This is a genomic window from Bacteroides timonensis, assembly GCF_000513195.1.
Classification (GTDB): domain Bacteria; phylum Bacteroidota; class Bacteroidia; order Bacteroidales; family Bacteroidaceae; genus Bacteroides; species Bacteroides timonensis.
Genome location: NZ_CBVI010000076.1, coordinates 1 through 25,462, shown reverse-complemented (window position 1 = coordinate 25,462; position 25,462 = coordinate 1). Strand labels below are relative to the sequence as shown.

The window sequence follows — 25,462 nt, the reverse complement described above, 5'->3', positions numbered from 1 at the left end:
TATGAAAAAGATACAAATGATGATATTAGTTCTTGCCACATTCTTTGTCGCAAGTTGCTCCTTAGACGAACATCCTTACTCCATCACCTCTGAACAACTGGCTCAAAGTGAGAAAGGAGCCGAACAATTGGTAACCGGAATTTATGCCATCTTTTGGGATAACTGGTGCATGGAGCAGACTTATGAGGCATGGATAGATCAGGACCACGACCATTGTGCTGCACCGGGTTGGGTGCTTAGTTCTGCCGGTAGCGGAGACATTACAGGGCACTATGCCTACAATACCAATAATGATTTGTGGAGTGTGTTCTACCGAATGATAAACCGGGCCAATAAGGCAAAAGAATCATTTGAAAGTTCCAATGCCTACACGGAACAAGCCGCTATCCGGCAGCTTTATGGAGAAACTCTTTTTCTTAGAGCGTTTGCCTATTTCCATTTGGTGAGAATGTATGGTGCTGTTCCGTTGAGGCTGATGGCTGAAACAGAGCTCAACTGTCCGCGTTCTTCTGTAGAGGATGTTTATAGGCAGATTACAGCAGATCTGGAAACTGCCCTTGAATATATGTACTACAACTCCGAAGGCAATGTTGGTGCATGGGGACATGCGGATAAAACTGCAGCTGCTCTGTTATTGGCACGCGTTTACTGCACAATGGGATCGGCTGCACTGTCCAATGGTGGTGTGGAAATAATAGTGGATATTAAAGGTGAACAAAAGAAATTTAATTGTGCGGCGGTAGAAGGTACAGCCAATATCAATGCCAAGCAGTGTTATGGCAGAGCTAAAGAACTGTGTGACATGGTAATTGCTCGTAGAGGAACGGATTATGACTTGGCAACGGACTATCTGAGTCTTTGGGGAAGCAATAACCGTAGGAACAAGGAATTTGTATGGGGCGCATCTGCCAATGGAGGTGATACGGACTTTAACAACAGTTATTTACACTATTATCACAATCCGGCTCCTTATGGAGGTGCAGGCGCATGGATTTATATGGCTCCCAATCTGTACGAACAATATGATACGGTCGACGACCGCATCGTTCACGGAGTATGGCACTACTATCAGACCGCTTACGGTGCCACCCAGAAGTGGGTTTCTTTCCCCTCCAACTCCGATGTGTATAATGCAGACAATCTGCCGGAAAATCTAAAAGCTTTCCGTCCGGATTTCAACAGTACTTATCAATATGGTGTAGCTTGCCTTACCAAGCATTACAACGGTGATATTGCCAATCCCTCGTTTTTCTCAGCACGACAGGCAACGGCACAAGACCAAGATGTTATATTAATCCGGTTTGCTGAGGCTTATTTACTTCGTGCAGAGGCAGAAGTTGAATTGGATGACATCGAAGCTGCCATGGAAGATGTGGATGTAATCAGAAAACGTGCTAAAGCCGAAACACTGTATGCCGGTAAGGTGACCGATAAAATAGAAGCCCGCAGCTTGGTGTTGAAAGAACGTGGGTTGGAGCTTTGCCAGGAGTTTAACCGGAAATTTGATTTGTTGCGTTGGGGACTGTATCTGGATGTGATGAACGAAACGCAATCTGTTGTTTGCGGCAATGCTAACCGTTCTACCGTCCGTTCAAAGAAAAACCTCCTTTATGCCATTCCTGCTGCCGAAGTAGCAGAAAACAAGTTGTTGGGTGGGAATAATTACGGATATTGATTATTTTGAAGGAATAAATAAAATTAGAATGAAAAAGATTTGTTTGACATTATCCTTATTACTGGCTTTCCTAGACGTCTTTGCTCAGGAAATCACATACAAGGAAGTAAAGAATGTACCTTATTCTTCTTCGGAAGAAAGCTATGCGAAAGAGCGCTGTAAACTGGATATCTATTATCCGGAAAATCTAAAAGACTGTCCCACCGTTGTTTGGTTTCATGGAGGGGGGCTGACCAGTGGAAATAAATCCATCCCTTGGAAGTTGAAAAATGTGGGGTTGGTAGTTGTGGCAGTCAATTATCGTCTGCTGCCCAATGTTACGATTGATACCTGTCTGAACGATGCGGCGGCGGCTGTGGCTTGGACTTTTCGGGAGGTGGAGAAGTATGGAGGAAGTAAAAGCAAGATATTCATTTCAGGGCATTCGGCAGGAGGATACTTGACTGCCATGATTGGATTGGATAAGAAATGGCTGAACAAGTATCAAGTGGATGCCGATTCTATTGCCGGATTGATTCCTTTCAGCGGACAGGTAGTCAGCCATTTTTCTTATCGGAAAATGAAGGGGATAGACAATTTGCAGCCTACTATTGATGAGTATGCGCCTCTGTTTCATGTCCGCAAAGATGCTCCTCCTTTGGTTCTCATAACTGGTGACCGCGAATTGGAACTTTTCGGGCGGTATGAAGAGAATGCTTATATGTGGCGGATGATGAAATTGGTCGGTCATAAAGAAACTTATTTATATGAGATAGGAGGCCATGGTCATGGACCGATGGGAGAACCGGCGTTTTATATCCTGCAACAACATGTTAAGAGGATATTGGGCAAGCCCCACGAGTGAATGCTTCTGTAATGGAGACTAGACGTATTTGCTTGATAATTTGCTAGATAAAGTTTAGAACAGTAGCAATATTAGGATATACCGACATGTATTGACAATATAAATAAAATGTAAAGAGAATGAAGAAGAATATTTTAATCATTTGTTTTCTACTGCTTGCGTATAGTATGGTGAAAGCCCAGGACTCTGTGTATTTCAGAGCAAATGCTTACAAAGAGCAATTGGACTATTACTATAGTTTGGATGAAAAAAGTTTTCCAAAGTCGGGTAGCATACTTTTTATCGGTAGCTCTTCACTTGGAATGTGGGAAAATATTAATGACTATTTCCCAAATCATAGAGTGTTGAATCGTGCATACGGTGGTTCGTGGATTAGTGACTATTTGTATCACTACCAACGCTTGGTAGTGGCCTACAAACCGGCACAGATAGTTTTGCTTTGCGGTGCTAATGATCTTTATGGCGGTGTTTCTATTGAGCGCGTTTTTGAAGATATCAAGTGTTTTTGCCGTTTGATGGATATTCATCTGCCAGGTGTTCCTATTCTTTTTCTTTCCTTCCATCCGTCACCCTCCATGCCTGATTGGATTCCAAAAGAAAAAAAGGTGAATGAGTTGGTATTGAATTTTTATAAAAATAGTCAGCAGGTTACTTATGTTGATATAACATCTTGTCTTTATGATAAAAATGGAAAACTACCTGAAAAATATTATATCAGTGACAGACTGCATCCCAGTAAACTTGCTTATGAGAGGTTTGCTGAGGTAATAGAACCTTATCTAATTCAGTAATAAATAGATTGTGCTGGTGATATACAGAAAATATATGATGGAGACTGGCCGCATCTTTTGCTGGTACTGAAATAATATTTAGATAAAGAAGGAAAAATATGAAACTTTGGAAACCAATAGTGTCTTTTTTGCTGATAGCAGCAATGCTGACAACCTTTCAAAATGGTAAACGAGATGACGGCAATCATTCAAAGGCAGTTCCTTTGTGTACTCCTGATGCTTCCAGGCAAGCTGTCAAGGTCTTTGAGTTTCTGAGGAAGAATGTGGGGAAGAACATGCTTTCTGCTACAATGGCAACTGTTGACTGGAATACGAATGAAGCAGAGTGGGTGCATCAGCATACTGGCAAGTACCCGGCAATGAACTGTTTTGACTATCTGCATTTGCATTCAACGACCAATCGCCCGAATTATGAAGATGTCAGTGTATTGGAACAATGGTGGAAATGCAATGGTTTGGTTGCACTCGTTTGGCATTGGAATGTTCCGGTAGAACAAGGCAGCAAGGAGTATGCTTTTTATGCTGGTAACATGAAGGACAGACGGCTGACGACTTTCGATATTTCAAAGGCTGTTCAAGAAGGCACTTATGAGAATCAAGTAGTAAAAGCGGATATGGATAAAGTGGCGGATTGTTTGCTCTTGCTGAAGGAGAAGGATATACCTGTCATCTGGCGGCCGTTGCATGAGGCTTCCGGAGGATGGTTCTGGTGGGGAGTGAATGGACCTGAGGCTTATAAAGCATTGTGGAAGCTGATGTTTGATACATTTCAGAAAAAGGGCTTGAATAATCTTATTTGGGTTTGGACCAGTGAAGAGGGAGATATGGATTGGTATCCGGGGGATACTTATGTTGATATAGTGGGGAGGGATTCTTATAACAAGACGAACGAAGAGATAGCAAACAGTTATCAGCGCTTGAGCAATGAATATCCCGGTAAATTGGTGGCGTTGAGTGAGTGCGGCAAAGTATCTACAATGAGTGAACAATGGCAGTCGGGAGCACGGTGGGCATGGTTCATGCCATGGTACTGCCGTTCGTTGACGCATGATTTGCATTCGGAGGACTTTATGGGAACAGCACACAGACATGCCGATAAGTCATGGTGGGTAGATGCGGTGAACCAGAGTTTTGTGATAACTCGCGACAGGATGCCTTCGTTGAAATAGGTTGTTGTAGAAAAGGAAAGCCTCGGATTCGTAAGAAGTCGAGGCTTTGATCTCTTAAAGAGAAACCTTATTATTCTGCCGGGTGAATTGCTTCAGACGGACAAACATCAGCACAAGTACCACAATCTGTGCAAGTTTCAGGGTCGATAGCGTAGATATCACCTTCTGAGATAGCTCCTACCGGACATTCGTCAATACAAGTACCACAAGCAACACAACTGTCATTAATTACGTAAGCCATTTTCTTTAGATTTTAAATTATTAGTACTAATTAGTTCGGCAAAAATAATGGTTTTCTTGATTAGTTGTTATCAAACCTGTTTAAATTCCCTTAATTTGTACCTTGTCTAAATAATAATGGGAAGAAAACCGGAGGAAAGTGCAATAAAATGTCACTTTCAGCGTTTTAAGAATGTGAAGCGCATTTGTCTGATAATCCTTACTTTACTCCTTGCTTTTGGTGCCTCGGCACAGAAGCGGAAGGTACAGAACCGTCCGTATATCGATCAACGGAGGTGGCACTATGGTTTTTTGGCAGGTATCCATGTGCAGGACTATAAATTGGTGAATACCGGATATGTGACGGAAGATGGTCAGAGTTGGTTTGCCGATGTGCCTGAATATTCTCCCGGATTTACGGTCGGAGTACTGGGCGAACTTTATTTGAATCAGTTTCTTTCCTTGCGTCTCGTCCCGACATTACATTTCGGGGATAAGAAAGTAGTATTCCGCGAGCAAGCCAGTGGTGAAGAACATTCGCAGTCGATGAAATCCGCCTATCTTTCTGTACCGGTAGATTTGAAGTTTTCTGCTGAACGTTTTAATAATTACCGTCCTTATCTGGTGGCAGGTATTGCTCCTACGTATGATTTCAGTGTGAAGAAGCAGGGGGCCTTATTGGTAAAGCCTTTCGATTGTTATGTAGAAGTAGGGTTGGGGTGTGATTTTTATCTGCCTTATTTCAAGTTAATCCCGGAACTGAAGTTCTGTTTCGGACTGGCAAACCTTATAAAGAAAGACCGTAAAGATCTTACGGACCAATCATTATTGAAGTTCACGCAGTCAGTCGACAAAATTACTTCCCGAATGATTGTACTCACTTTTTATTTTGAATAAGATTCACTACAGAGTAGCAATACTAAAAGTGATGGGATAGCCATCCTCGGCACTTTCACTTACCATAAAGCTACCACCAAAATGTTCAAACAACAATTGATTGATTTTTAGTCGTATGGAAACTTGCTGGGAGGCGAATGCAGGATCAACTAACGGGCTGTTTGTGATACGGAATATCAGTAATTGATTTTCTTCGTCTTTGCTCAGTTGCATCTTCACTTCACGATCGGTATCGTTAGGTACAGGATAAATCAGCATACTCAATACAGCTTGGTTGAAGCGGTTGGCGTCCATTCTAAGCATCTGGTGTTCCACATCACTTTCCAGTTCGGCATGTATATGTCCGTTACTGTCTCTCCGGGCCATATATATCAGGTCGTTGCATATTTCCCGCATTTCGCAATCCTGTATCTGGAATTTCATCATTTTAGCTTCCAGTCGTGAGAGGTCGAGTACATCGTTCACCAGTTGAATCAAATCAGTAGAATTTGCCTGAATGATTTCAGAATACTCCAGTTTTTCTTTATCATCCAATCCCATATCAGTAGAGAGTAACTGTGAAAAACCTACCACATTATTCAGTGGAATACGGATATTGTAACTCATGTTTGCAAGGAAGCGGCTCTTTACTTCATTCGCTTCCTCAGCTATTTCACTCAGACGGGCTACTTCTTTCTCGTCTTTCTGCAATCTTTTTCTGCTGAAGTACATGTGGATAACGAAAGCGATCAGTGCCAGCAGGGCAATCCCGATAACGATCAATACAAAATAATGTATCTTTTCTTGTTGCTGTTCTCGTTTCAGCACCAGCTTATCCATATTGTACAAGCTCTGTATTTGCTCCATTTGCGCGTTAGACAACCCTCGGTATAGAGAGTCCTTATCACGCATTACTTTCTTGTAGATGTTGATAGCAACCTCCGGATGCCCCATATCCACTAGAATATCTGCTTTCATAGCCATATATAGTATGGCATCCGGGAAAGACATCTGAAGTGTCAGGGTAATGGCATTATCCAATGATTCCAAGGCTTTTTCGTATTCTTTTCGGGCACGATAATATTCTGCATAAGCTTGCAGACGGGATACTCTGTACGGCAGGAAGGTGTTAGGGGTCTCATATTCATCTGCTTTTTGCAGGTGTTCCCAGGCTTTCTTGAGGTTTCCCGTGCGGACATAGTAAAGGGCGTATTGAGTTTCCATTCCCATATATAGGGCTGAGTATGCATTCTTGAGTGCCGGTGTGGCGGTTATTAAGTCTTGTATCGCTACTTTCATCTGTTCCAGCGAAGCATACATTTTTTCATTATTATGCAGGAATGAATAAGCCAGCACAGCCTTCGACAACAGATTTATTTTATCCATAGGTCTGTCTTGCGGACTCATTAGATGGAATGCTTCTTCCAAGGCCTTTGCACCATCTTCGTAACGTAGTGTGGCAATGTAGCTGGTCATGAGGCATAGACAGGCTTCCCGCATACCATTGCTGTCATTCAGTTTTTTAGCTTTATCATACATGATGTTCGCCTCATGGATGGCAAGTTCTATCTGCTGGTTGATTGTATACATTTCAATCTGTAACTTCTTGGCTTTGAAGTAATCATTGTAATAATTATGCTTCTCTGCCAGAACTTCCATTCTGTTCATCCACTGTGTTACGCGTTTCAGATCCAGTTTATTGAAAAAGTAGATGATATGCTCATAGGTGGCAAGACTCTGATAACGCAGGTTGTTTTGCTCCGTAGCCTCTTGCAGCAATTTATTCTCATAATAGAGGAATACCGGTGTCTGCTGGTCCAGGCGGGCGATGTCATGCAGTACATCCAGGCGCATAGAGTCGTGCGGCGCAGTGACGTAAATGCGCAATAGGCTGTCTTTAACGGCGCTATTTTGGGCATTGGCGGTGAATAAAATTCCAGTGCCTAATGCCAGTGCTATAATCAGACGCTTTATCATGCGCGACCCTCCTTTTTTTGTGTGCCTTTTGTCTGGCGTATGGGGTGTGTAAATAAGAAACGGGAACCTTCGTCATAGTCCGGATCAATCCATATCCTGCCTCCTATATGCTCTATAATTAGCTGGCAGATAGACAATCCGAGTCCGCTTCCTTGTGCGTTCTCATCCAACTTTTCGAAACGTTGAAATATATGAGCTTGTTTTTCTTTCGGGATACCGCAACCGGTGTCTGTAACGGAGAATAGAGCCATGTCATCCGAATCTTTTTCCAGTTTCAGTGTGATGGCACCTTCTGCTGTGAACTTAGTTGCATTTATCAGCAGGTTTATCAACACTTGCTGTAACCGAGAATCATCTGTTTCTATTTTCAATTCTTCCAGTGAGGTTACAAACAGCAGTTCCGCCTGTGTTTGTTTTACTTTACCCACTGTGTCAGTAACATTTCTACAGATAGCTACTGCATCATGTTCTCCAATAGAGAACTGCATCTTACCGAATTCCAGGCTCGACAGGTCAATCACATCATTTATCAGCTTCAATAGAAGTTCAGAGTTCTGTTGAATAATCTCAGTACATTGTAGTCGGGTGGCGTCATCCAGCCCTTCTTCGGTCAGCAGTGCAGAAAAACCGGATAAAGCATTGAGGGGAGTACGTATCTCATGGCTCATATTCGACAAGAATACACTTTTTGCGCGCGTTGCACTCTCTGCGTTCCACCGGGACTGCTCCAGATTCCTCTTGGATAGTGCCACTTTCTTTTTCTGTTTTCTTTGCCATACGGCTAATATGGAGATGAAAGCCAATAATCCAAGTCCGATGAAGATGGAAGCAAGTACAATTCTGTTTTCCTGTGCTTTATTCCCCAGTTCCAGTTCATCTATCTGATAGGTTGCTTTCAATGCATTTATCTGGCGGATGTAACTTTTCGAAGCGAGGGTGTCAGTAACGGTATATAACTCCTGATAGATCCGGCAAGCCTCATCAAAGCGCCCCAGTAATTTATACAAATATATCTTTTCGGCAGAAATCGAGCGATACTCCAGGGAACGTTTGTTGCCGGAAACCAGTTCGAGCAGTTTATTGTAAAGGGCAAGTGCTTCGTCTGCTTTTTGCTTGTCATGATCATCTGCTGCCAATGCACGGTAGCAGGCTGCTGTATAATAGTCGATGGAGAACCCATGGGCCGGTTCGTGAGTATGGTTTTGGTATATGGAATCTGCCTTTTGCAGATATCGGAGCGCAGTTTGCTGATCTCCCGAGGAAATATAGTAAGTAGCATTTTCTATGAGTATGGGAATGGCGAGCGGATGTTCGGGCTGCTGTTCCAGAAGCTGGTTCAGGGGATTTACATACGTCATGGCCTCTTCCAGTCGGTTCATCTGTTGCAAAAGAGTGGAGATTTTCACCAGGAGCCGATAAGTTTGCGGATTATTCGGGGATAAGTGGTGCAAGGCATCCAGATAGGAACTTAACGCCTTGTCCTGTATGTAAGAGGCAGTATATGCCTGACCGATGGCTTGATTGGCAAGGGCAATACCGAAGTTGGAGTTCATATCTTTGGCACTTTCGTACATATACCGTGCCCGGTCTACTGCCAGACTGAGGTCGCCTCGCATGATGTATGCACTTACTTGCCATAACAGTAAGGTGAAATAGGATTCTTCTGTCCGGGGAAATTTCAGAGTAGGAGCCAGTTGATTTGTCCAGGAGATAATGCTGTCTATCGGTGTGTTGGCATCGTAAGGAATTTCTCTGCTGATAAGTGATTGCAATGCAGACAAATGTTCATTGTCTGTACGAGTAGCGTATGTTCTCGTCGCAAAGGAAAAGAGCAAAATAGTAGCCACTGCCGATATAATAGCAATCTTTCTCAAAGTAGAAGATATTTTATTAGTTTATTCGCAAATGTAGTGATAAAACTAAAAAAACAAAATTATTTATTGAATAAATAATGCAATCTTTTACTTATGATTATCAATAAAGCTCCAGACCGAACTCATCTTTCAGTTGTAACAGTGCATTGTTCTTTTGAGCCATCAGTTGAAATTTCTCTACACGGCTGTAAGCACGTACCTTTTCAGTGGGGGCACTGACACGGACGGTCATGGTGGCCTTACTGTTTTTCAGCCGTTTACGTAAGTAACCTTGTAAGGTAGGAATCAGGTCGGTAAACTCTTTGGCTGCAATGTCATTTTCTACAACAACTTCAAAGGTAGTCGTATCCAGCATGGTCAGGCGGATTACTTGCATACGTTTGGCAAGAGCAGTCTGCTCCTGTGGCAAGCGACCGGCATATTCCTGCCAATAGTAGTTCACGTCCTTTTCGTTGAAGATGAAATCTTCTTCGGGTTGTGCATTCTGCTGAACGGTGGAAACAGTACGTTTCTGTTGCTCTTCGTCTGCCCGCGGATGCTTGATGGAAACACCCAGACCGGACATTTTCATGACCGGTATTTTCTTTTCCTCTTTTCCTTGCGCCATCAATACGGCAGTAGGAGTGGGGCGCATGGTGGTCTGCGAGCTAAAAGCTTGCTGAACTTCCGGCGAGAGAGGGGCAGCCTGGGCTGCGGGAGCTTGTTGTACAGGTCGGGGCTGTGCCGGAGCAGCGGTTGTAGCCTGCTGTTGGGGCATAGCATTTGCGGCCTGTGGCTGCTGAGCGGCGGCAGGCTGCGAGAATATGGGTTTGATAGATTGTTTAGGGCCACGCCCACCGCCTGCATCGTCCCCCTCGGCGGTAAGCTGGGCTACCTGAATCAGAGTCAGTTCCACCAGCAGGCGCTTATTTTTGCTGGCACGGTAGTTCAGATCACAATCGTTGCAGAGCTTCATAGCCCGGTAAAGGAAGGGCAACGGGCACTTCTGTGCCTGAGACTGGTAACGTTCGCGAATGCTGGCACCTACTTCGAGCAATGCCAGTGTGGCGGGGTCTTTGCTTACCAACAGGTCGCGGAAGTGAGAAGACAGTCCTGTTACAAAATGGCTGGCATCGAATCCTTTATTCAGCACATCATTCAGCAGCAGTAAAGCATCGCTGACCTGGTTTGCCAGAAAATGATCTGTCAGTCGGAAATAATATTCGTAGTCCAGTACATTCAAGTTCTCGATTACGCTCTTATAGCTGATGTGTCCGCCGGTAAAGCTGACCACTTGGTCGAAGATAGACAAGGCATCACGCATACCACCATCAGCTTTCAGGGCAATCACATTCAGTGCTTCCGGTTCGGCGGTAATTCCTTCCTTTGACGCTACGTATGCCAGATGGGCAACGGTGTCTTCCACACCGATACGGTTAAAATCATAGATTTGGCAGCGGGAAAGGATGGTTGGCAAAATCTTATGCTTCTCCGTAGTAGCCAGAATGAAGATGGCGTGGCGAGGCGGTTCTTCCAGCGTTTTCAGGAAAGCATTGAAAGCCGAGGCGGACAACATGTGTACCTCATCGATGATATATACCTTATATTTACCTATCTGGGGCGGAATGCGTACCTGCTCTACCAGCTGGCGGATATCGTCTACGGAGTTGTTGGACGCGGCATCCAGTTCGTGAATATTGTATGAACGCTGTTCGTTGAATGCCGTACATGATTCGCATTGGTTACACGCTTCTCCATCAGCCGTGGGAGTCATACAGTTGATGGTCTTGGCGAAAATACGGGCGCAAGTGGTTTTTCCCACGCCGCGTGGGCCGCAGAACAGGTAAGCGTGTGCCAGTTTGCCGGTGGCAATGGCATTCTTCAGCGTAGTGGTCAGGGCACGTTGTCCCACTACCGACTCAAAGGTGGTAGGGCGGTATTTTCGTGCCGATACGATATAGTTTTCCATGATTTGGGATATTCTTGTCCGTTACAATTTGTGCAAATGTACACAAAAAAAAGGAATTTCTCAGTTATTCCTCTTATCTTTGTAGGCGAAGAATCTCTCCCGGGCTTCTTTAATAATTAATTCTTTCATTCTTTAATTTGTTTATCAATGGATAAATTAGCGACACTTTGGGCCTTTGTCTGCAGGCGTAAATACCTGATTACGCTTGTGGTGTTTGTGGTTATTGTCGGTTTTCTGGACGAGAACAGCATTGTGCGCCGCATGGGCTATGCGAATGAAATCAGCCGTTTGAATAATGAGATAGAGAAATACCGGGCAGAATATGAAGAGAACACAGAGCGGTTGAACGAACTGGCTGTGGACTCCGGTGCCATCGAACGCATAGCGCGTGAGAAGTACCTGATGAAGAAACCGAATGAGGATATTTACGTATTTGAAGAAGACATCGAAAAATGAAATCCCTGATACCAGCTTTGTTTACTGTAGGCGCTTTGATGGTGCTGTTTGGTGCTGCCGTCTATATTACCGGTTGGGAGCCTGCTCCCTATGTTTATACGATTGGTGCCACTATGGTGGCGTTGGCACAGATCAATTCACCTTCCAAGAGCAATAGAGCCAATGTGAAGCGTCTTCGTCGCCAACAAATATTCGGTGCGTTGCTGCTGGTACTTACGGGTGCATTCATGTTCTTTACTCATGGAAACGAATGGATTGTATGTCTGACGGTTGCTGCCGTACTGGAGTTGTACACGGCTATTCGTATTCCACAGGAAGAGGCGAAAGAATAACGCTAAAACGTAAATCCCACCCCGATATAGTATCCCAACTTCTTTGCCTGATTGGAATAGTTGAGTTCCACCTCGATAGGTCCTATGATACTATTGTAGCAGTATCCTATACTGCCGCCCGCCAATCCGTGTGTATTTGTTCCGCCAAACAGATTTTCTATCTTGTTGGCTGTCCGTCCATAACTGCCCCGAACTACGATATACTGATTCTTGTAAGTTCTTGCCCTGACTCCCAACATTCCTGTCAAGATGGCATCCGGACTCATTTCGATGTGATTGATACCTGTAAAAGGGATCTGTTGTTCCATATACCGTCCCGGCACATTACCGCCCACGAAGTTAGATATGGCCAATGACTGCGTATTCTTTCCAACCACCCTTCCATACACCGATGGCATGATGGTGAATACCCGGTTCGGTGAGAAATATCCGCTCCAATGAGTTTGGAATACGGACACGGGGCTGTTCGAACCATACGTTACCATGTTATCTGTATAGAGCCTGTACGCTGCTTCCCATTCCATCCCTTGAGTAGAGAATCGCTGATTATTCAGACTATTGTACATGATACTCGCCTGATAACTGAGCAAAGCCTTGTCACTGGATCTTGTAATGGAAACGTCCGGTCCCGAGGGCCAGTCATGGTAGTTGAACTTCTCGAAGTGGATTCCCGCCTTGACAAGCATTTTATACCAGCTCTTCGTGAATCCGACCCAAGCCATGTGATGCACGTAGGTCAGGTTCATCAGTCGCTTACCTTCTTCGTAAAGATTAAAATCATTGTATCCTATCTGATATCCTGTATTTATATCCCAGCTTTTTTGTGGTGAGTAAGTATATTCAAGCCTTCCAAAGGTCCGCTTTCCCAACCGGGTAGTGAGGCTTAACTGCGATTTCTTCTGTGCTCCGAAATAACCCCTCGCATTCAATAGCAATACTGCCAGTTCTTCATTATCAAACCGTCCTCCAATATTTATAGTATTGACCGGCTTTTCATGGGGAGTGATTTGTGCTACGGAAGGTATCGTATCCAGCATAGCCCGTGTTGGTATTTTGAACGGTCCGGGATATTCCGCCCGGTAATTCGTACGGATACCTATTTCTTTTTTCAGTGCAATCAGCTTGTCCCAGTCTTTCATGGCGGCTTCTTTACCTCTGCGCATCAGGGTATCCAGTGCCTCGTGATTGAAACTTGCCGCTGAATAACCGTCTACATCTACCTGAATATGGATGTTGCTGTCCTTTACATTTTTCCTGTAACTCTCTTCTCCCACCAGATTCAGAATTTGCCCGAGTACATTCGACATACTTGTCAGCTCATCCGCTTTCATCAACGGATTTTGTACATCGACTCCGATAATAATTTCCGCTCCCATCTGCCGGGCAATGTCTACGGGATAATTATCCGTCAGTCCGCCGTCCACCAATACCATGCCATTGAGATAAACAGGGGCGAATACTCCCGGAATGGACATACTGGCGCGCATGGCAGTTGCCAGAATACCGTTGTGGAAAACGACTTTGCTGCCATTCACGATGTTGTCCGATACACAGGCGAATGGAATAGGTATCCGGTTGAAAGAAATGGAGTCGTGATATCCCACTGTCAGTTCGGAGAGTAGCCGGGAGATATTTCTTCCTTTAATAATTCCGGCATCGGATACATGTGCCGATTTCCCTGCAATTGGTACAGACAACAGATATTGTTCTTCCCTTAGCTTCTCGCTCAGCAGTGTGGTTTCCGGATCAAGGGCATCGGAAAGCAGATATTTCCAGTCCTGTGCATTGACAATGCTGTCCAGTTGTTGCGGGGTGTAGCCAATGGAGTACAGGCCGCCCACGATGGCGCCCATACTGGTGCCCACTACGTAGTCTATCGGAATACCGGCTTCCTCTATCACTTTCAGCGCTCCAATGTGCGCTACTCCTTTGGCGCCGCCGCCACTCAATACTATTCCCACTTTCTTACGGTTCTGTGCTCCGAGCGTACAGGCAGAAAACAATACTATAATTAATAAGGACAAGGATTTATATTTCATAATCGGGGATTGTTACTAATTGTTCAGATAAGTAACAAATAAAGTGGGCAAATGGATTCAATAAGAGCTGTTTTACTTCATAACCGGAAAGAAATGAATTAAATGCTAATTTAATGTACTTTCTTTTGCCTTGATGCAAAAGAAAGATACCAAATAAAAAATCAAGGCTGCACTTCCGGGGCTACTCCGGTAGTATTTTCAGCTAAAGGGCAGGAACTGGCTACGCTCAAACAGGCTGCCCTTCTTAACGCTGAAAACACTACCTTCGCTTAAGGCCCCTACAGTGAGGCCGGGAGACCATGCGGGTGAGAGTGCCGGATGTAATAATGCGCAGCCGCTTCCACAGCGCAGCTCTCGGGCATAGGCGTAGGTGGGTAAGCGGAGGTGCTGTCAGTCACAGGTAAGGGGCGATTGTCTGAGCATAGCGAGTTCGAGCCCCGGCTGTGCATGGCAGTATCGGAGTAGCACCGAAGACTCAGCCCGGGTCCTTTCTTTTTGATACTTTTTCTTTCGGACAAGCGAAAGAAAAAGTATAAGATAAATTCCCATTTAGTTCATAACCGTATAGAAACGAATTAATTCATTGTTTTAGCTGTTTATTTGTCCTAATTTATAACCATCGAAAATCAACTTTGTAAATACTTGATTATCAAGCATGTTATACTTAGGGTATCTTAGTATCATACTTAGGGTACCTCAATATGATACTGAGATACCCTAAGTATCATACTGAGACCCCCTAAGTATGCGACTGATCTCGCAAATGTTTTGTTTTATAAATATTTATTATTTATATTGAAGATGTTTATCATATCAGATTATCGTTTTGTTCATAACCGGAAAGTAATGAGCTAAATGATAATTTAGGGGGAGAATGGGTACGCGGACGACGCTGATAGAGCGGACGAACGCGGAGTAAGATTTAGCTTCGCTGACCGTTGGTTCCCTTCGGTGTGCAAGTAACTTTTCATCCGCAGATAACGCAGATAACGCCGATCTTTTAAAGCTGCGCTATGTTTAACGGAAGATAAAAAGGCATCAGCGTTATCTGCGTCATCTGCGGATGAAAAATAAAAATCCGCGTTTGTCCGCGTCGTCCGCGTATCAATTTAGCTCATAACCCTACAGAAATGAAAATTATTCCTCTTTTGTGCTCCGATAGTGAATGGGTGATGTGCCCAGGTGTCCTTTTACATATTTCCCGAAGAAAGATTGATTTGGGAAGTTGAATTCTTCTGCAATCTCTTTGATAGACTTGTCCGAATGCTTCAGTCGGTATTTGATGTGCTCTATCGCAGTCTCATTTATCAAATCCAGAGGAGCCCTCCCGCATGCTTGCTTGATGACCTTCGAAAAGTGCTTGGGCGTATAGCAAAGTGCATCGGCAAAGTAAGTCACTGAACGATGCATACCATTGTCTTTCGACAACAGTTCCATGAACCTCCGTAGAATATGGTCAGCCTGCTTGATGCCCTCTTTCGGTAGTTTGGCTTTCTCCGAATCGGCGATTTCTTTGTTGAGATACCCCATCATCTCGCAAAAGATAGCGGCAAACAGATGCTGCACCACCGCTTTATGATAACAATGGGGTTCATCGTTAATCTTCGCCAGGATTAAGTCTCCATAGTGTTTAAAAATGGTGTTATCACTTTCCCTGTTCACAGATTTCACCGGATTGTTGTGGATATGGATGGCAGTGTCCCACGTATCTTTTTCTATTTTGAGGATACGTTGCAGGAATCGGGTGGAAAATCCTGCAAGCCTTACTTTGTATTTAGGACTCATCATTGTGTGTCCGATAATGGTGTTGGGAAGGCCAAGCAGTAAGTCGCCCGGCTGTAGCTGGTAAGTCCGGTTATTGACATCCAGTTGTATGCACCCTTCTATGCAAACGGCAATAAGGAAACATTCCAGTCTGACAACCTCATTATTATAAGGTATTTCATCCAGACTGTTGACTATCGCAAAGTCATCATCTATATAGTCAAGAATATGCTGACTGTTCTTAAAGTCTTCTATGGTTACGGTCTTAATGTTCTCTTTTTCCATATTATTTCATTTTTCTTTTTGCAAAGTTGGTAAATTATGGGGAAAACAGGATGTCCTATTATCCTTTAATATTGTTCTATATGATGCTTATTGATAATTAGTTAGCTTTAAAAGTGATGAATAACGAAAATGGGACATTCTTGGGGGAAAATTGATCACTATGGCTTTGTTCCTTTCTCCTACATTTGTCCCAGTTTTAATAAAAAGACAATTAGAGTAAGTATGATTACAGTGAACAAAAAATGGTTACGGCTGATAGGGATTGTCGGTTGTACAGTGTGGGTGGCATCTTGCAAACAGGCAACGGATGCGGGAGTGAAACCTTCTTATGCAATAATGGAAGTAAAAGCGGCGGATAAAGAACTTTCCACTTCGTATTCGGCCACTATCCGTGGGCGGCAGGACATTGATATCTATCCGCAAGTATCGGGTACTATCGAAAAACTTTGTGTGACTGAAGGACAGACAGTTCGCCGTGGGCAGTTGCTTTTCGTTATCGATCAGATTCCCTACAGAGCTGCGCTCAAGACTGCCGTTGCCAATGTGGAAGCCGCACGTGCTGCAATGGCGACTGCCGAACTCACCTACAACAGCAATAAAGAGTTGTATGCACAGAAAGTAGTTTCAGAGTTCAGTCTGAAAACAGCTGAGAACACCTATCTCACTGCCAAAGCACAGCTGACGCAGGCCGAAGCCCAGGAAGTGAACGCACGCAACAATCTTTCCTATACTGAAGTGAAAAGTCCCAGTGACGGAGTAGTGGGTGCATTACCCTATCGCGTGGGTGCATTGGTAGGTGCCAACCTGCCGTATCCGTTGACTACGGTCAGTGACAATTCGGATATGTATGTCTATTTTTCCATGACTGAGAATCAGTTACTTGCCCTTACACGCCAGTATGGTAGCATGGATGAAGCTCTGAAGAACATGCCGGAAGTGGAACTGATACTGAATGATAATTCGGTATATAATAAGAAAGGTGTCATAGAATCCATTAGTGGAGTTATCGACCGTCAGACGGGCACTGTAATGGCGCGCGTGGTATTTCCTAACGAATCACGCCTGCTTCATAGCGGAGCATCCGGTACGGTAGTGGTGCCCAGCATCTATAAGGATTGCATTGCCATTCCGCAGGGAGCCACTGTGCAGATGCAGGACAAAGTTGTGGTATATAAGGTAGTGGACGGTAAAGCCGTCTCTACACTGATCACTGTAGCCGGAATAAGCGACGGGCGCGAATATGTGGTGCTCAGCGGATTACAATCCGGTGATGAAATTATATCGGAAGGTGCCGGATTAATGCGCGAGGGCACACAAGTAAAATAAGAAGGGAGACAAATTATGAAAGGAAATGTATTTATAAAGCGGCCGGTGATGGCTATCTCCATCTCCGTGCTGATTCTGGTCATAGGGCTTATTTCGCTCCTTACGCTGCCGGTAGAGCAGTATCCGGACATTGCACCTCCCACAGTATATGTAAGTGCCCAGTATACGGGTGCCGATGCCGAGGCGGTAATGAACAGCGTCATCATGCCGCTGGAAGAGAGTATCAATGGTGTGGAGAATATGATGTATATCACTTCTACGGCATCCAACTCCGGCCTTGCTATTATACAGGTCTACTTCAAGCAAGGTACGGACCCGGACATGGCGGCAGTGAATGTGCAAAACCGTGTCGCTAAGGCACAGGGGTTACTGCCGGCCGAGGTAACCAAAATCGGTGTGAGTACGCAGAAGCGTCAGACCAGTTTCCTCCAGATTGGTGCTTTGGTCTGCAACGACGGGCGTTATGATCAGACGTTCCTTGCCAATTATCTGGACATCAATGTACTGCCTCAGATTAAACGTGTAGAGGGGGTAGGGGATGTAATGGAATTGGGTGATACGTACAGTATGCGTATCTGGTTGAAGCCGGAACGGATGGCACAATATGCCCTGGTTCCTTCGGATATTACTGCCGTGCTGGGTGAGCAGAACATTGAAGCTCCTACCGGTTCTCTGGGTGAGAGTTCGAAGAATGTCTTCCAGTTCACCATGAAGTATCGCGGACGGTTGAAGAGTGTGGAAGAGTTCCAGAATACGGTGATCCGTTCGCAGAAAGACGGCTCTGTACTCCGCCTGAAAGATGTGGCCGACGTACAATTGGGTACGATGACTTATAGCTTCCGCAGTGAGATGGATAGCAAACCGGCGGTTCTTTACATGGTATTCCAGACGGCAGGCTCCAATGCAACCGCTGTGAATAAGGAAATTACTGCCCAGATGAAGCAGATGGAAAAGAGTCTGCCGGAGGGAACAGAGTTCGTCACGATGATGAGTTCCAACGACTTCCTGTTCGCATCTATCCACAATGTGGTAGAAACATTAATCATCGCTATTATCCTGGTTATCTTGGTGGTGTATTTCTTCTTGCAGGACTTGAAGAGTACACTCATCCCGTCCATATCCATTATAGTGTCGCTGGTAGGTACGTTTGCCTGCCTGGTGGCTGCGGGATTCAGTCTGAACATCCTGACACTGTTTGCACTGGTGCTTGCCATTGGTACGGTGGTGGACGATGCCATTGTGGTGGTGGAAGCGGTGCAGTCCAAATTTGATGCCGGATACAAATCTTCTTATCTCGCTACCAAAGATGCGATGGGCGATGTGACGATGGCTATCATCTCCTGTACCTGTGTATTCATGGCAGTGTTTATCCCTGTAACATTTATGGGAGGAACTTCCGGTGTATTCTATACACAGTTCGGTATCACGATGGCAACTGCCGTAGGTATTTCCATGATTTCGGCTTTGACGCTATGCCCGGCCTTGTGTGCTATCATGATGCGCCCGTCGGACGGGACCAAGAGTGCCAAGAGTATTAACGGACGGGTACGCGCAGCTTACAATGCCTCGTTCAACGCTGTGCTGGGTAAATATAAGAAAGGTGTGATGTTCTTCATCCGCCACCGCTGGATGGTATGGACTTCATTGATAGCCGCTATTGCATTGTTGGTTTATCTGATGAGCACTACCAAAACGGGACTTGTTCCTCAGGAAGACCAGGGTGTCATCATGGTGAACGTCAGTATCTCACCGGGAAGCACGCTTGATGAAACAACGAAGGTAATGGATAAACTGGAAGATATTCTGCAGGATACGCCCGAAATAGAACATTATGCCCGTGTAGCAGGCTATGGACTTATATCCGGTCAGGGAACTTCTTACGGTACAATCATTGTGCGCTTGAAGGACTGGAGCGAACGAAAAGGGAAGGAGCACAGTTCGGATGCCGTGGTTGCCCGCCTCAATGGACAGTTCTATGGCATTAAGGAAGCACAGGTATTCAGTTTCCAGCCCGCTATGATTCCGGGATATGGTATGGGTAACTCCCTCGAACTGAACCTTCAGGACAAGACGGGTGGCGATATGGAAACATTCTACCAGTCGGTAATGGAGTTCCTCGGTGCGTTGAATCAGCGTCCGGAAGTAGCTATGGCTTACACGGCATATGCCATCAATTTCCCGCAGGTATCGGTAGAAGTAGATGCGGCTAAATGTAAGCGTGCCGGTATTTCTCCGGGAGCAGTGCTCGATGCATTGGGCAGCTATTGCGGTGGTGCGTACATATCCAACTATAACCAGTTCGGTAAAGTGTATCGTGTGATGATGCAGGCTTCGCCTGAATACCGCCTGGACGAGCAATCTCTGGACAATATGTTTGTACGGAATGGTACGGAAATGGCTCCGGTAAGTCAGTTTGTAACACTGAAGAAAGTGTTGGGACCGGAAACAACCAATCGTTTCAACCTGTATAGCTCTATCTCTGCCAATGTAAATCCTGCCGAAGGTTACTCTTCCGGTGAAGTGCAGAAGGTGATTGAAGAGGTGGCCGAACAGACTTTGCCTACGGGCTACGGATATGAATATGGTGGTATGGCACGCGAAGAAGCAAGTAGTGGTGGTGCACAGACTATTTTCATCTATGCCATTTGCATATTCCTTATCTATCTGATTCTGGCATGTCTTTACGAAAGTTTCTTTGTACCGTTTGCCGTTATTTTCTCCGTACCGTTCGGATTGATGGGATCATTCCTGTTTGCCAAATTGCTCGGGCTGGAGAATAACATCTACCTACAAACAGGTGTGATTATGTTAATTGGTTTGCTGGCCAAGACGGCTATCCTGATTACGGAATACGCCATAGAGCGTCGTCGTAAAGGAATGGGTATTGTGGAATCAGCTTATTCTGCCGCGCAGGTCCGCTTGCGTCCCATCCTGATGACGGTGTTGACAATGATTTTTGGTATGCTTCCGTTGATGTTCTCTTCCGGTGCGGGTGCTAATGGTAACAGTTCGCTGGGTGCGGGTGTTGTAGGAGGTATGCTTGTAGGTACACTGGCATTGCTGTTCGTAGTACCTGTCTTCTATATCATCTTTGAATTCTTGCAGGAGAAGATCCGTCCGCCGATGGAGGAAGAAGCAGACGTACAAGTGTTGCTTGAGAAGGAGAAGAGTGAAGCTGAACGGAATAATAAATAAATGAAAGAAAAGATGATGTATCAAGGTGACATATTTTGGGTAGAGCAGTTGATAGCGTATTGCATTGCTGCTATTCTATGGTGCATTATTGATAAAATCAATTCTAGGAAACATATTAAAGATACTGAAGAATGAAAAAGCAAATCATCACATTAGCTGTCACCGGCCTGCTGCTGAGCAGTTGTGGCATCTATACTAAATACGAGCCCGTTACTTCCGTCCCCGACCAGCTTTATGGCGGGGAAGTAGTGGCCGAAGACACCGCCAGTCTGGGCAATATGGATTGGCGGGAACTCTTCACCGATCCTTATCTGCAATCCCTCATTGAAGTGGGATTGCAGACCAATACTGATTATCAGTCTGCCCAGCTTCGCGTAGAGGAAGCACAGGCAACACTGATGTCTGCCAAACTAGCTTTCCTGCCTGCCTTTGCTCTTGCTCCGCAGGGAACCGTGAGTAGTTTCGATACGCAAAAGGCAACGCAAACTTATTCGTTGCCCGTCACTGCCAGTTGGGAGTTGGATGTCTTCGGCCGTATGCGCAATGCCAAGAAACAGTCGCAAGCTCTTTATGCTCAAAGTGAGGATTATCGTCAGGCTGTCCGTACCCAACTGATAGCTGGGATAGCCAATACCTATTATACGCTGCTGATGCTCGACGAGCAACTTGCCATTTCCCGGCAAACGGAAGAAGCGTGGAAAGAAACCGTGGCGTCTACTCGTGCCCTGATGAATGCCGGAATGGCGAATGAATCGGCCGTATCGCAGATGGAGGCGACGTACTATCAGGTACAGGGTTCCGTGCTCGACTTGAGGAAGCAAATCAACCAGACAGAGAACAGTCTTGCCCTTCTGTTGGCTGAAACACCCCGTCATTATGAACGTGGTAGTCTGGCGCAGCAGCAGTTCCCCGCCGACTTTTCGGTAGGTATTCCGGTGCAGATGCTTTCCGGTCGTCCCGATGTCCGCAGTGCCGAGCGTTCACTCGAAGCAGCGTTCTATGGTACCAATAAGGCCCGTTCGGCTTTCTATCCCTCCATTACTTTAAGTGGAAGTGCCGGCTGGACGAACTCTGCCGGAGTGATGATACTCAATCCGGGCAAGTTTCTGGCATCTGCTGTAGGATCGTTGACGCAACCGCTCTTCAACCGCGGACAGGTAGTTGCCCAGTATCGCATTGCCCGTGCGCAGCAGGAAGAAGCCGCACTTGGCTTCCAGCAAACCTTGCTCAATGCAGGCAGCGAGGTGAACGATGCTTTAACGGCTTATCAGACCAGCCAGGGCAAGAAACTTCTGTTGGATAAACAGGTCGCTTCTTTACAAACCGCCCTGAGAAGTACTTCCTTGCTGATGGAGCATGGCAATACCACTTATCTGGAAGTACTCACAGCCCGGCAGACATTGCTTAGCGCACAATTGTCGCAGACCGCTAATCATTTTACCGAAATACAAAGCTTAATTAACCTATTCCAAGCGTTGGGAGGCGGACAGAATTAAAACTGTATCATACTCTCTTTCTGTTACTTTACTTCAATGAAGAAGGGCTGCCGTGGAAGCGATTCCGTGGCGGCCCGCTTCCGTTTTGCTTGTTCTCCGAACGGTACATTTACAGCTTTTTTTTGAGCCGCTTTTTGTTTATTTGTCGAAGTGCTGTATATCGTAACTTTTGATTTCCACTTCGTCAATAAGACTATTGGTATTGAGTGCTCCGGTAACTCTGTTTTTTCGCAACTTTTCTTTTTCCCGCTGTTGGGCCTGCTCTTTCACCTCCTGAAACATGGCTTCTTGTCCTGCCATTTCCTTTCTGATACGCAGCAACAGTTTCTGCTTTTCACCGTTGTCGTCATCCGCTACGTTTCGTTTGGCGAATCGCTCGAAGATGCGTCCCAGGTTGGCGGTACTTGCCAAACGGAAGGAGGCTCTTGTACGTTCTTCTTCGCTACGGCTTTTATCGACAACGCAACGCATCAGGTCCCATACAATTTCCTCTTCATAAACCTGTTTTTTAAGGGGTGACAAATCGTCTTTGTCCATAAAAGTGATGTAAGTCAGCATTCCCTCAATATAATCAGTTACATATATGCCTTCCGGGGCAATCCAAAACATTTTATGAGTACCTTCTTCTATGTCAATATCCGTAGTCTTGTAATAACGTCCCATAATGCAATCCGGATTGTTTATCTTGAAGTGGAGTGGGACGGGCATGCTCCTCGTATCAATGCCGTGCGGTTTGAGGTGACGCTCTTTGTAACGTTCGATAAAATGCATGGTAAAACGTTCGACGACAGGAGAGATAAGGTTATTCAGAAAGATATATTCTGTTCCGCCGGTACGAAGTACGGCTGTATAGAGGTGGTATTCTATCTCTATATGGCTTCCTGCAATTTCATTTTTGAATCTGAAGTGAGATGTCCATGTGTTATTTCTTCTTGTGCGCCATTTGCGGCTTTCCACACTTTTGCTTATCAGGCTGACGGGAACGTCGTTTAGTTGAAGCTGGCTGTAGTTTATCAAGTCACAATGCCTGCGATTGAAGCGTTCGGTGGCAATGCGTACTTTGGTGCTGAGTTCAAAGAAATCTTTTCGGGCTTCCCGTTGTATCTCGGCATCATTCATAGTAGTTGTGAACATATTGTTTCTTGTTTTTAAGGTGAGATAAATAGATGAAAATTAATGTATTATATTGCAACGTGCTTTTTATTGCCTTGCAATTAATCCGTATTTCTTTCTATGCATACGCCATTCCATAGGCATTCACTGTTCGATACACACATTCTTTCTTCATTCTCCAAAGCTATGTATACTGTGAGATCCTCCTTCTGCCACTCTTCCGGTAAGGGGAGCTCGCAATAACCGTCGCTGCGCTGTGCGCTGTGGAGCTGATAAACAGCTTGCCCTTTCATCCTGTTGTACACCAGTGTCATCACGTTGTCTTCCGGCTGTGCGTCACCCCGGCCGCTGTTGTCCTTCCATGTGAAGATGGCTTTGCTTTTTTCCAACTCTACTTTGGCTTCCGTTGCGGTGGTCAGTGTGCCTTGTGCTATTTTTACCTTTTCGTAATCAATGCTTGTTCCTTCCTCGCCTTGACATATGGCATTGGCCATGACGTATGACATTGCGGCAGTAAAGCCCGAACGTTTTCCGTCACAATACCTGTATCCGATACGTAACAATGGAGTGAAGTTTTTCAAGAGTTCATTGGCCAACATGAATTTGCTTCGCTGCTGCATTTGTCCTTTGCTTTTTGCATCTCTGTATTTTTCGGGTCTTGTACGGAGGTAATATCCGTTTTTTCCTTTGCATCCTACCACATTTCCTAATTTCCCTGAAAAGCCGCTGAAAATATCTTCTTTTATTTTTGCCATAGTTCTTTGTATTTTATTTCTGACTGCAAAGCTATCATAAATAACTGGGAGAATACTTCTTTTTCTTTTTTTTCTTCTTCACTTTCCGTTTCTTTCTTCTTCTCTCCCGGTTCTCTTCTTCCGTACCTTTTTCTCTTTAATTTCTTGTTATCTATGTAGCAAATTCGGTTTAAACTATTAAAATAGCATTATTAACCGAATTTGTACCGAATCTGTACCGAGTTTATACCAAATTTATTATATAGCATATCTGTACTTGATTATAATATCATAGCCTCCTGTTCCTTTTCGCCTTCATCACGCGCACGTATATATATAATGTATCCCCTTCCACCCCCTTTCATACTTCCTTTTAAATTTATGTTCTACAACATCCTTATCAATCAGTTAGTTACAAAATTGTTTCAGAAATATGGTGAAAAAGTGATAGATATATTTGGATTGAATCGTAATATGCCCTACTTTTGCATCCGCTTTCCAAGAGACGGTAAGCCTTGAAATTGACATTCTGACAGAAACGGCGTAGGAACTCCAACGTTTTTCTTTTCTTTTGCCTTAATTCCAACCAAGAATACAGCATTTTAAAAGAAAAAAAGAAAAAAACTTCCGGAAACATTTGGAAGATATGTGATAAAGTTCTTACCTTTGCACCCGCTTTCCGAACGAAGGCAATCGATAATTGACTTGCTGATTAAGAAACCGGTGTTGCTAAGAACTCCTTTCTCTTTCCTCTTTTATCTCCCTTTCGCAAAGAGAGACGACGAGAAAAAGAAAAAAGAAAAAAACTTTCGAATTTATTTGGAAGATATACTTAAAAGTTCTTACCTTTGCATCCGCTTTCTGAAAAGAAAAGCAGTTTTAAAAAGAAGCGATCTTTGAAGAATTTACATAAACAATACAAGTAGTACAAGAGCAGAATGCTACAGTGGTTGGTAATGAATAATTAATAACCGAACGTACATTCTGGGTATAAAAAAAAGAACCGTCAAGTAACTTATATATATAGGTAATTTGAAAACTTTTAATAAACCGAGCGTCCTGAACAGAGCAAAATCACTAGTATTCATACTAGTAATAACAATACTTTTACAATGAAGAGTTTGATCCTGGCTCAGGATGAACGCTAGCTACAGGCTTAACACATGCAAGTCGAGGGGCAGCATGGTCTAGCAATAGACTGATGGCGACCGGCGCACGGGTGAGTAACACGTATCCAACCTACCGGTTATTCCGGGATAGCCTTTCGAAAGAAAGATTAATACCGGATAGTATAGCGAGAAGGCATCTTCTTGCTATTAAAGAATTTCGATAACCGATGGGGATGCGTT

The 25,462-nt window shown here is 44.6% G+C and carries 18 protein-coding genes and 1 rRNA gene; 11 read left to right on the top strand and 8 right to left on the bottom strand.

The window, feature by feature from the left end:
- The first annotated feature begins 1 nt into the window (after nucleotide 1).
- The 4 genes from BN161_RS14365 to BN161_RS14350 all read left to right on the top strand — a co-directional run bounded on the left by BN161_RS14365 (nucleotide 2) and on the right by BN161_RS14350 (nucleotide 4,479).
- Nucleotides 2-1,675 carry a RagB/SusD family nutrient uptake outer membrane protein gene (locus BN161_RS14365; protein ID WP_044267352.1) on the top strand — a complete coding sequence of 558 codons (1,674 nt, stop codon included), beginning with the start codon at nucleotides 2-4 and terminating at the stop codon, nucleotides 1,673-1,675.
- 28 nt (nucleotides 1,676-1,703) lie between these two features.
- Complete coding sequence (locus BN161_RS14360; RefSeq protein WP_044267386.1) at nucleotides 1,704-2,519, top strand: alpha/beta hydrolase; 816 nt, start codon at nucleotides 1,704-1,706, stop codon at nucleotides 2,517-2,519.
- Nucleotides 2,520-2,638: 119 nt separating this feature from the next.
- Nucleotides 2,639-3,310 carry a GDSL-type esterase/lipase family protein gene (locus BN161_RS14355; RefSeq protein ID WP_044267351.1) on the top strand — a complete coding sequence of 224 codons (672 nt, stop codon included), beginning with the start codon at nucleotides 2,639-2,641 and terminating at the stop codon, nucleotides 3,308-3,310.
- A gap of 98 nt (nucleotides 3,311-3,408) precedes the next feature.
- On the top strand, nucleotides 3,409-4,479 hold the full coding sequence (locus tag BN161_RS14350; RefSeq protein ID WP_052356294.1) for a glycosyl hydrolase: 1,071 nt from the start codon (nucleotides 3,409-3,411) through the stop codon (nucleotides 4,477-4,479).
- Between the two features lie 70 nt (nucleotides 4,480-4,549).
- On the opposite strand, the gene BN161_RS14345 is transcribed toward BN161_RS14350, so the two are convergent.
- Nucleotides 4,550-4,720: a DUF362 domain-containing protein gene (locus BN161_RS14345; protein WP_007211130.1), complete on the bottom strand. Its 171-nt coding sequence runs from the start codon at nucleotides 4,718-4,720 to the stop codon at nucleotides 4,550-4,552.
- Nucleotides 4,721-4,893: 173 nt separating this feature from the next.
- Here BN161_RS14345 and porT point away from each other — a divergent pair, with 173 nt between their 5' ends.
- Nucleotides 4,894-5,595, top strand: a complete 702-nt coding sequence (gene porT, locus BN161_RS14340) for a type IX secretion/gliding motility protein PorT/SprT (RefSeq protein ID WP_025725828.1) — start codon at nucleotides 4,894-4,896, stop codon at nucleotides 5,593-5,595.
- 6 nt (nucleotides 5,596-5,601) lie between these two features.
- On the opposite strand, the gene BN161_RS14335 is transcribed toward porT, so the two are convergent.
- The 3 genes from BN161_RS14335 to BN161_RS14325 all read right to left on the bottom strand — a co-directional run bounded on the left by BN161_RS14335 (nucleotide 5,602) and on the right by BN161_RS14325 (nucleotide 11,373).
- Entirely contained in the window at nucleotides 5,602-7,551 is a 1,950-nt protein-coding gene (locus BN161_RS14335; protein ID WP_044267350.1) for an ATP-binding protein, read from the bottom strand.
- Nucleotides 7,548-9,425: a tetratricopeptide repeat-containing sensor histidine kinase gene (locus BN161_RS14330; RefSeq protein WP_044267348.1), complete on the bottom strand. Its 1,878-nt coding sequence runs from the start codon at nucleotides 9,423-9,425 to the stop codon at nucleotides 7,548-7,550. Before BN161_RS14330 ends, BN161_RS14335 begins: the two co-directional genes overlap by 4 nt.
- Nucleotides 9,426-9,525: 100 nt before the next feature.
- On the bottom strand, nucleotides 9,526-11,373 hold the full coding sequence (locus tag BN161_RS14325; protein WP_044267345.1) for a DNA polymerase III subunit gamma/tau: 1,848 nt from the start codon (nucleotides 11,371-11,373) through the stop codon (nucleotides 9,526-9,528).
- Between the two features lie 147 nt (nucleotides 11,374-11,520).
- Here BN161_RS14325 and BN161_RS14320 point away from each other — a divergent pair, with 147 nt between their 5' ends.
- Nucleotides 11,521-11,829 carry an FtsB family cell division protein gene (locus BN161_RS14320; RefSeq protein WP_007211125.1) on the top strand — a complete coding sequence of 103 codons (309 nt, stop codon included), beginning with the start codon at nucleotides 11,521-11,523 and terminating at the stop codon, nucleotides 11,827-11,829.
- A complete protein-coding gene (locus tag BN161_RS14315; protein ID WP_022208652.1) occupies nucleotides 11,826-12,161 on the top strand; it encodes a hypothetical protein in 336 nt (111 codons plus the stop codon). Before BN161_RS14320 ends, BN161_RS14315 begins: the two co-directional genes overlap by 4 nt.
- Nucleotides 12,162-12,163: 2 nt before the next feature.
- On the opposite strand, the gene BN161_RS14310 is transcribed toward BN161_RS14315, so the two are convergent.
- Together BN161_RS14310 and BN161_RS14305 are read right to left on the bottom strand one after the other, a co-directional pair.
- The gene (locus tag BN161_RS14310; protein WP_044267342.1) at nucleotides 12,164-14,200 is read right to left on the bottom strand and encodes a patatin-like phospholipase family protein; all 2,037 of its coding nucleotides are present in this window, start codon (nucleotides 14,198-14,200) and stop codon (nucleotides 12,164-12,166) included.
- A gap of 1,137 nt (nucleotides 14,201-15,337) precedes the next feature.
- Nucleotides 15,338-16,249: an AraC family transcriptional regulator gene (locus BN161_RS14305; RefSeq protein WP_044267340.1), complete on the bottom strand. Its 912-nt coding sequence runs from the start codon at nucleotides 16,247-16,249 to the stop codon at nucleotides 15,338-15,340.
- Between the two features lie 222 nt (nucleotides 16,250-16,471).
- Here BN161_RS14305 and BN161_RS14300 point away from each other — a divergent pair, with 222 nt between their 5' ends.
- The 3 genes from BN161_RS14300 to BN161_RS14290 all read left to right on the top strand — a co-directional run bounded on the left by BN161_RS14300 (nucleotide 16,472) and on the right by BN161_RS14290 (nucleotide 22,266).
- Nucleotides 16,472-17,575 (top strand): efflux RND transporter periplasmic adaptor subunit, encoded by a 1,104-nt coding sequence (locus BN161_RS14300; RefSeq protein WP_044267338.1) that lies wholly within the window; start codon nucleotides 16,472-16,474, stop codon nucleotides 17,573-17,575.
- A gap of 15 nt (nucleotides 17,576-17,590) precedes the next feature.
- Complete coding sequence (locus tag BN161_RS14295) at nucleotides 17,591-20,770, top strand: efflux RND transporter permease subunit (protein WP_044267335.1); 3,180 nt, start codon at nucleotides 17,591-17,593, stop codon at nucleotides 20,768-20,770.
- 131 nt (nucleotides 20,771-20,901) lie between these two features.
- Nucleotides 20,902-22,266, top strand: coding sequence for an efflux transporter outer membrane subunit (locus BN161_RS14290; protein WP_044267333.1), 1,365 nt, complete (start codon nucleotides 20,902-20,904; stop codon nucleotides 22,264-22,266).
- Between the two features lie 138 nt (nucleotides 22,267-22,404).
- Here the strand turns inward: BN161_RS14290 and BN161_RS14285 are convergent, their stop codons facing one another.
- A complete protein-coding gene (locus BN161_RS14285) occupies nucleotides 22,405-23,400 on the bottom strand; it encodes a hypothetical protein (protein ID WP_044267331.1) in 996 nt (331 codons plus the stop codon).
- A gap of 80 nt (nucleotides 23,401-23,480) precedes the next feature.
- Nucleotides 23,481-24,134: a DUF6266 family protein gene (locus BN161_RS14280; RefSeq protein WP_044267329.1), complete on the bottom strand. Its 654-nt coding sequence runs from the start codon at nucleotides 24,132-24,134 to the stop codon at nucleotides 23,481-23,483.
- A 1,088-nt stretch (nucleotides 24,135-25,222) separates the two neighbouring features.
- Here BN161_RS14280 and BN161_RS14270 point away from each other — a divergent pair.
- Nucleotides 25,223-25,462: ribosomal RNA gene (locus BN161_RS14270) — 16S ribosomal RNA — on the top strand; the annotation flags it as partial.

Bases quoted from the DNA above. Each gene is read 5' to 3' on its own strand.
- BN161_RS14365 (WP_044267352.1), top strand. From the start codon at position 2: ATGAAAAAGATACAAATGATGATATTAGTTCTTGCCACATTCTTTGTC.
- BN161_RS14360 (WP_044267386.1), top strand. From the start codon at position 1,704: ATGAAAAAGATTTGTTTGACATTATCCTTATTACTGGCTTTCCTAGAC.
- BN161_RS14355 (WP_044267351.1), top strand. From the start codon at position 2,639: ATGAAGAAGAATATTTTAATCATTTGTTTTCTACTGCTTGCGTATAGT.
- BN161_RS14350 (WP_052356294.1), top strand. From the start codon at position 3,409: ATGAAACTTTGGAAACCAATAGTGTCTTTTTTGCTGATAGCAGCAATG.
- BN161_RS14345 (WP_007211130.1), bottom strand. From the start codon at position 4,720: ATGGCTTACGTAATTAATGACAGTTGTGTTGCTTGTGGTACTTGTATT.
- BN161_RS14335 (WP_044267350.1), bottom strand. From the start codon at position 7,551: ATGATAAAGCGTCTGATTATAGCACTGGCATTAGGCACTGGAATTTTA.
- BN161_RS14325 (WP_044267345.1), bottom strand. From the start codon at position 11,373: ATGGAAAACTATATCGTATCGGCACGAAAATACCGCCCTACCACCTTT.
- BN161_RS14320 (WP_007211125.1), top strand. From the start codon at position 11,521: ATGGATAAATTAGCGACACTTTGGGCCTTTGTCTGCAGGCGTAAATAC.
- BN161_RS14315 (WP_022208652.1), top strand. From the start codon at position 11,826: ATGAAATCCCTGATACCAGCTTTGTTTACTGTAGGCGCTTTGATGGTG.
- BN161_RS14310 (WP_044267342.1), bottom strand. From the start codon at position 14,200: ATGAAATATAAATCCTTGTCCTTATTAATTATAGTATTGTTTTCTGCC.
- BN161_RS14305 (WP_044267340.1), bottom strand. From the start codon at position 16,249: ATGGAAAAAGAGAACATTAAGACCGTAACCATAGAAGACTTTAAGAAC.
- BN161_RS14300 (WP_044267338.1), top strand. From the start codon at position 16,472: ATGATTACAGTGAACAAAAAATGGTTACGGCTGATAGGGATTGTCGGT.
- BN161_RS14295 (WP_044267335.1), top strand. From the start codon at position 17,591: ATGAAAGGAAATGTATTTATAAAGCGGCCGGTGATGGCTATCTCCATC.
- BN161_RS14290 (WP_044267333.1), top strand. From the start codon at position 20,902: ATGAAAAAGCAAATCATCACATTAGCTGTCACCGGCCTGCTGCTGAGC.
- BN161_RS14285 (WP_044267331.1), bottom strand. From the start codon at position 23,400: ATGTTCACAACTACTATGAATGATGCCGAGATACAACGGGAAGCCCGA.
- BN161_RS14280 (WP_044267329.1), bottom strand. From the start codon at position 24,134: ATGGCAAAAATAAAAGAAGATATTTTCAGCGGCTTTTCAGGGAAATTA.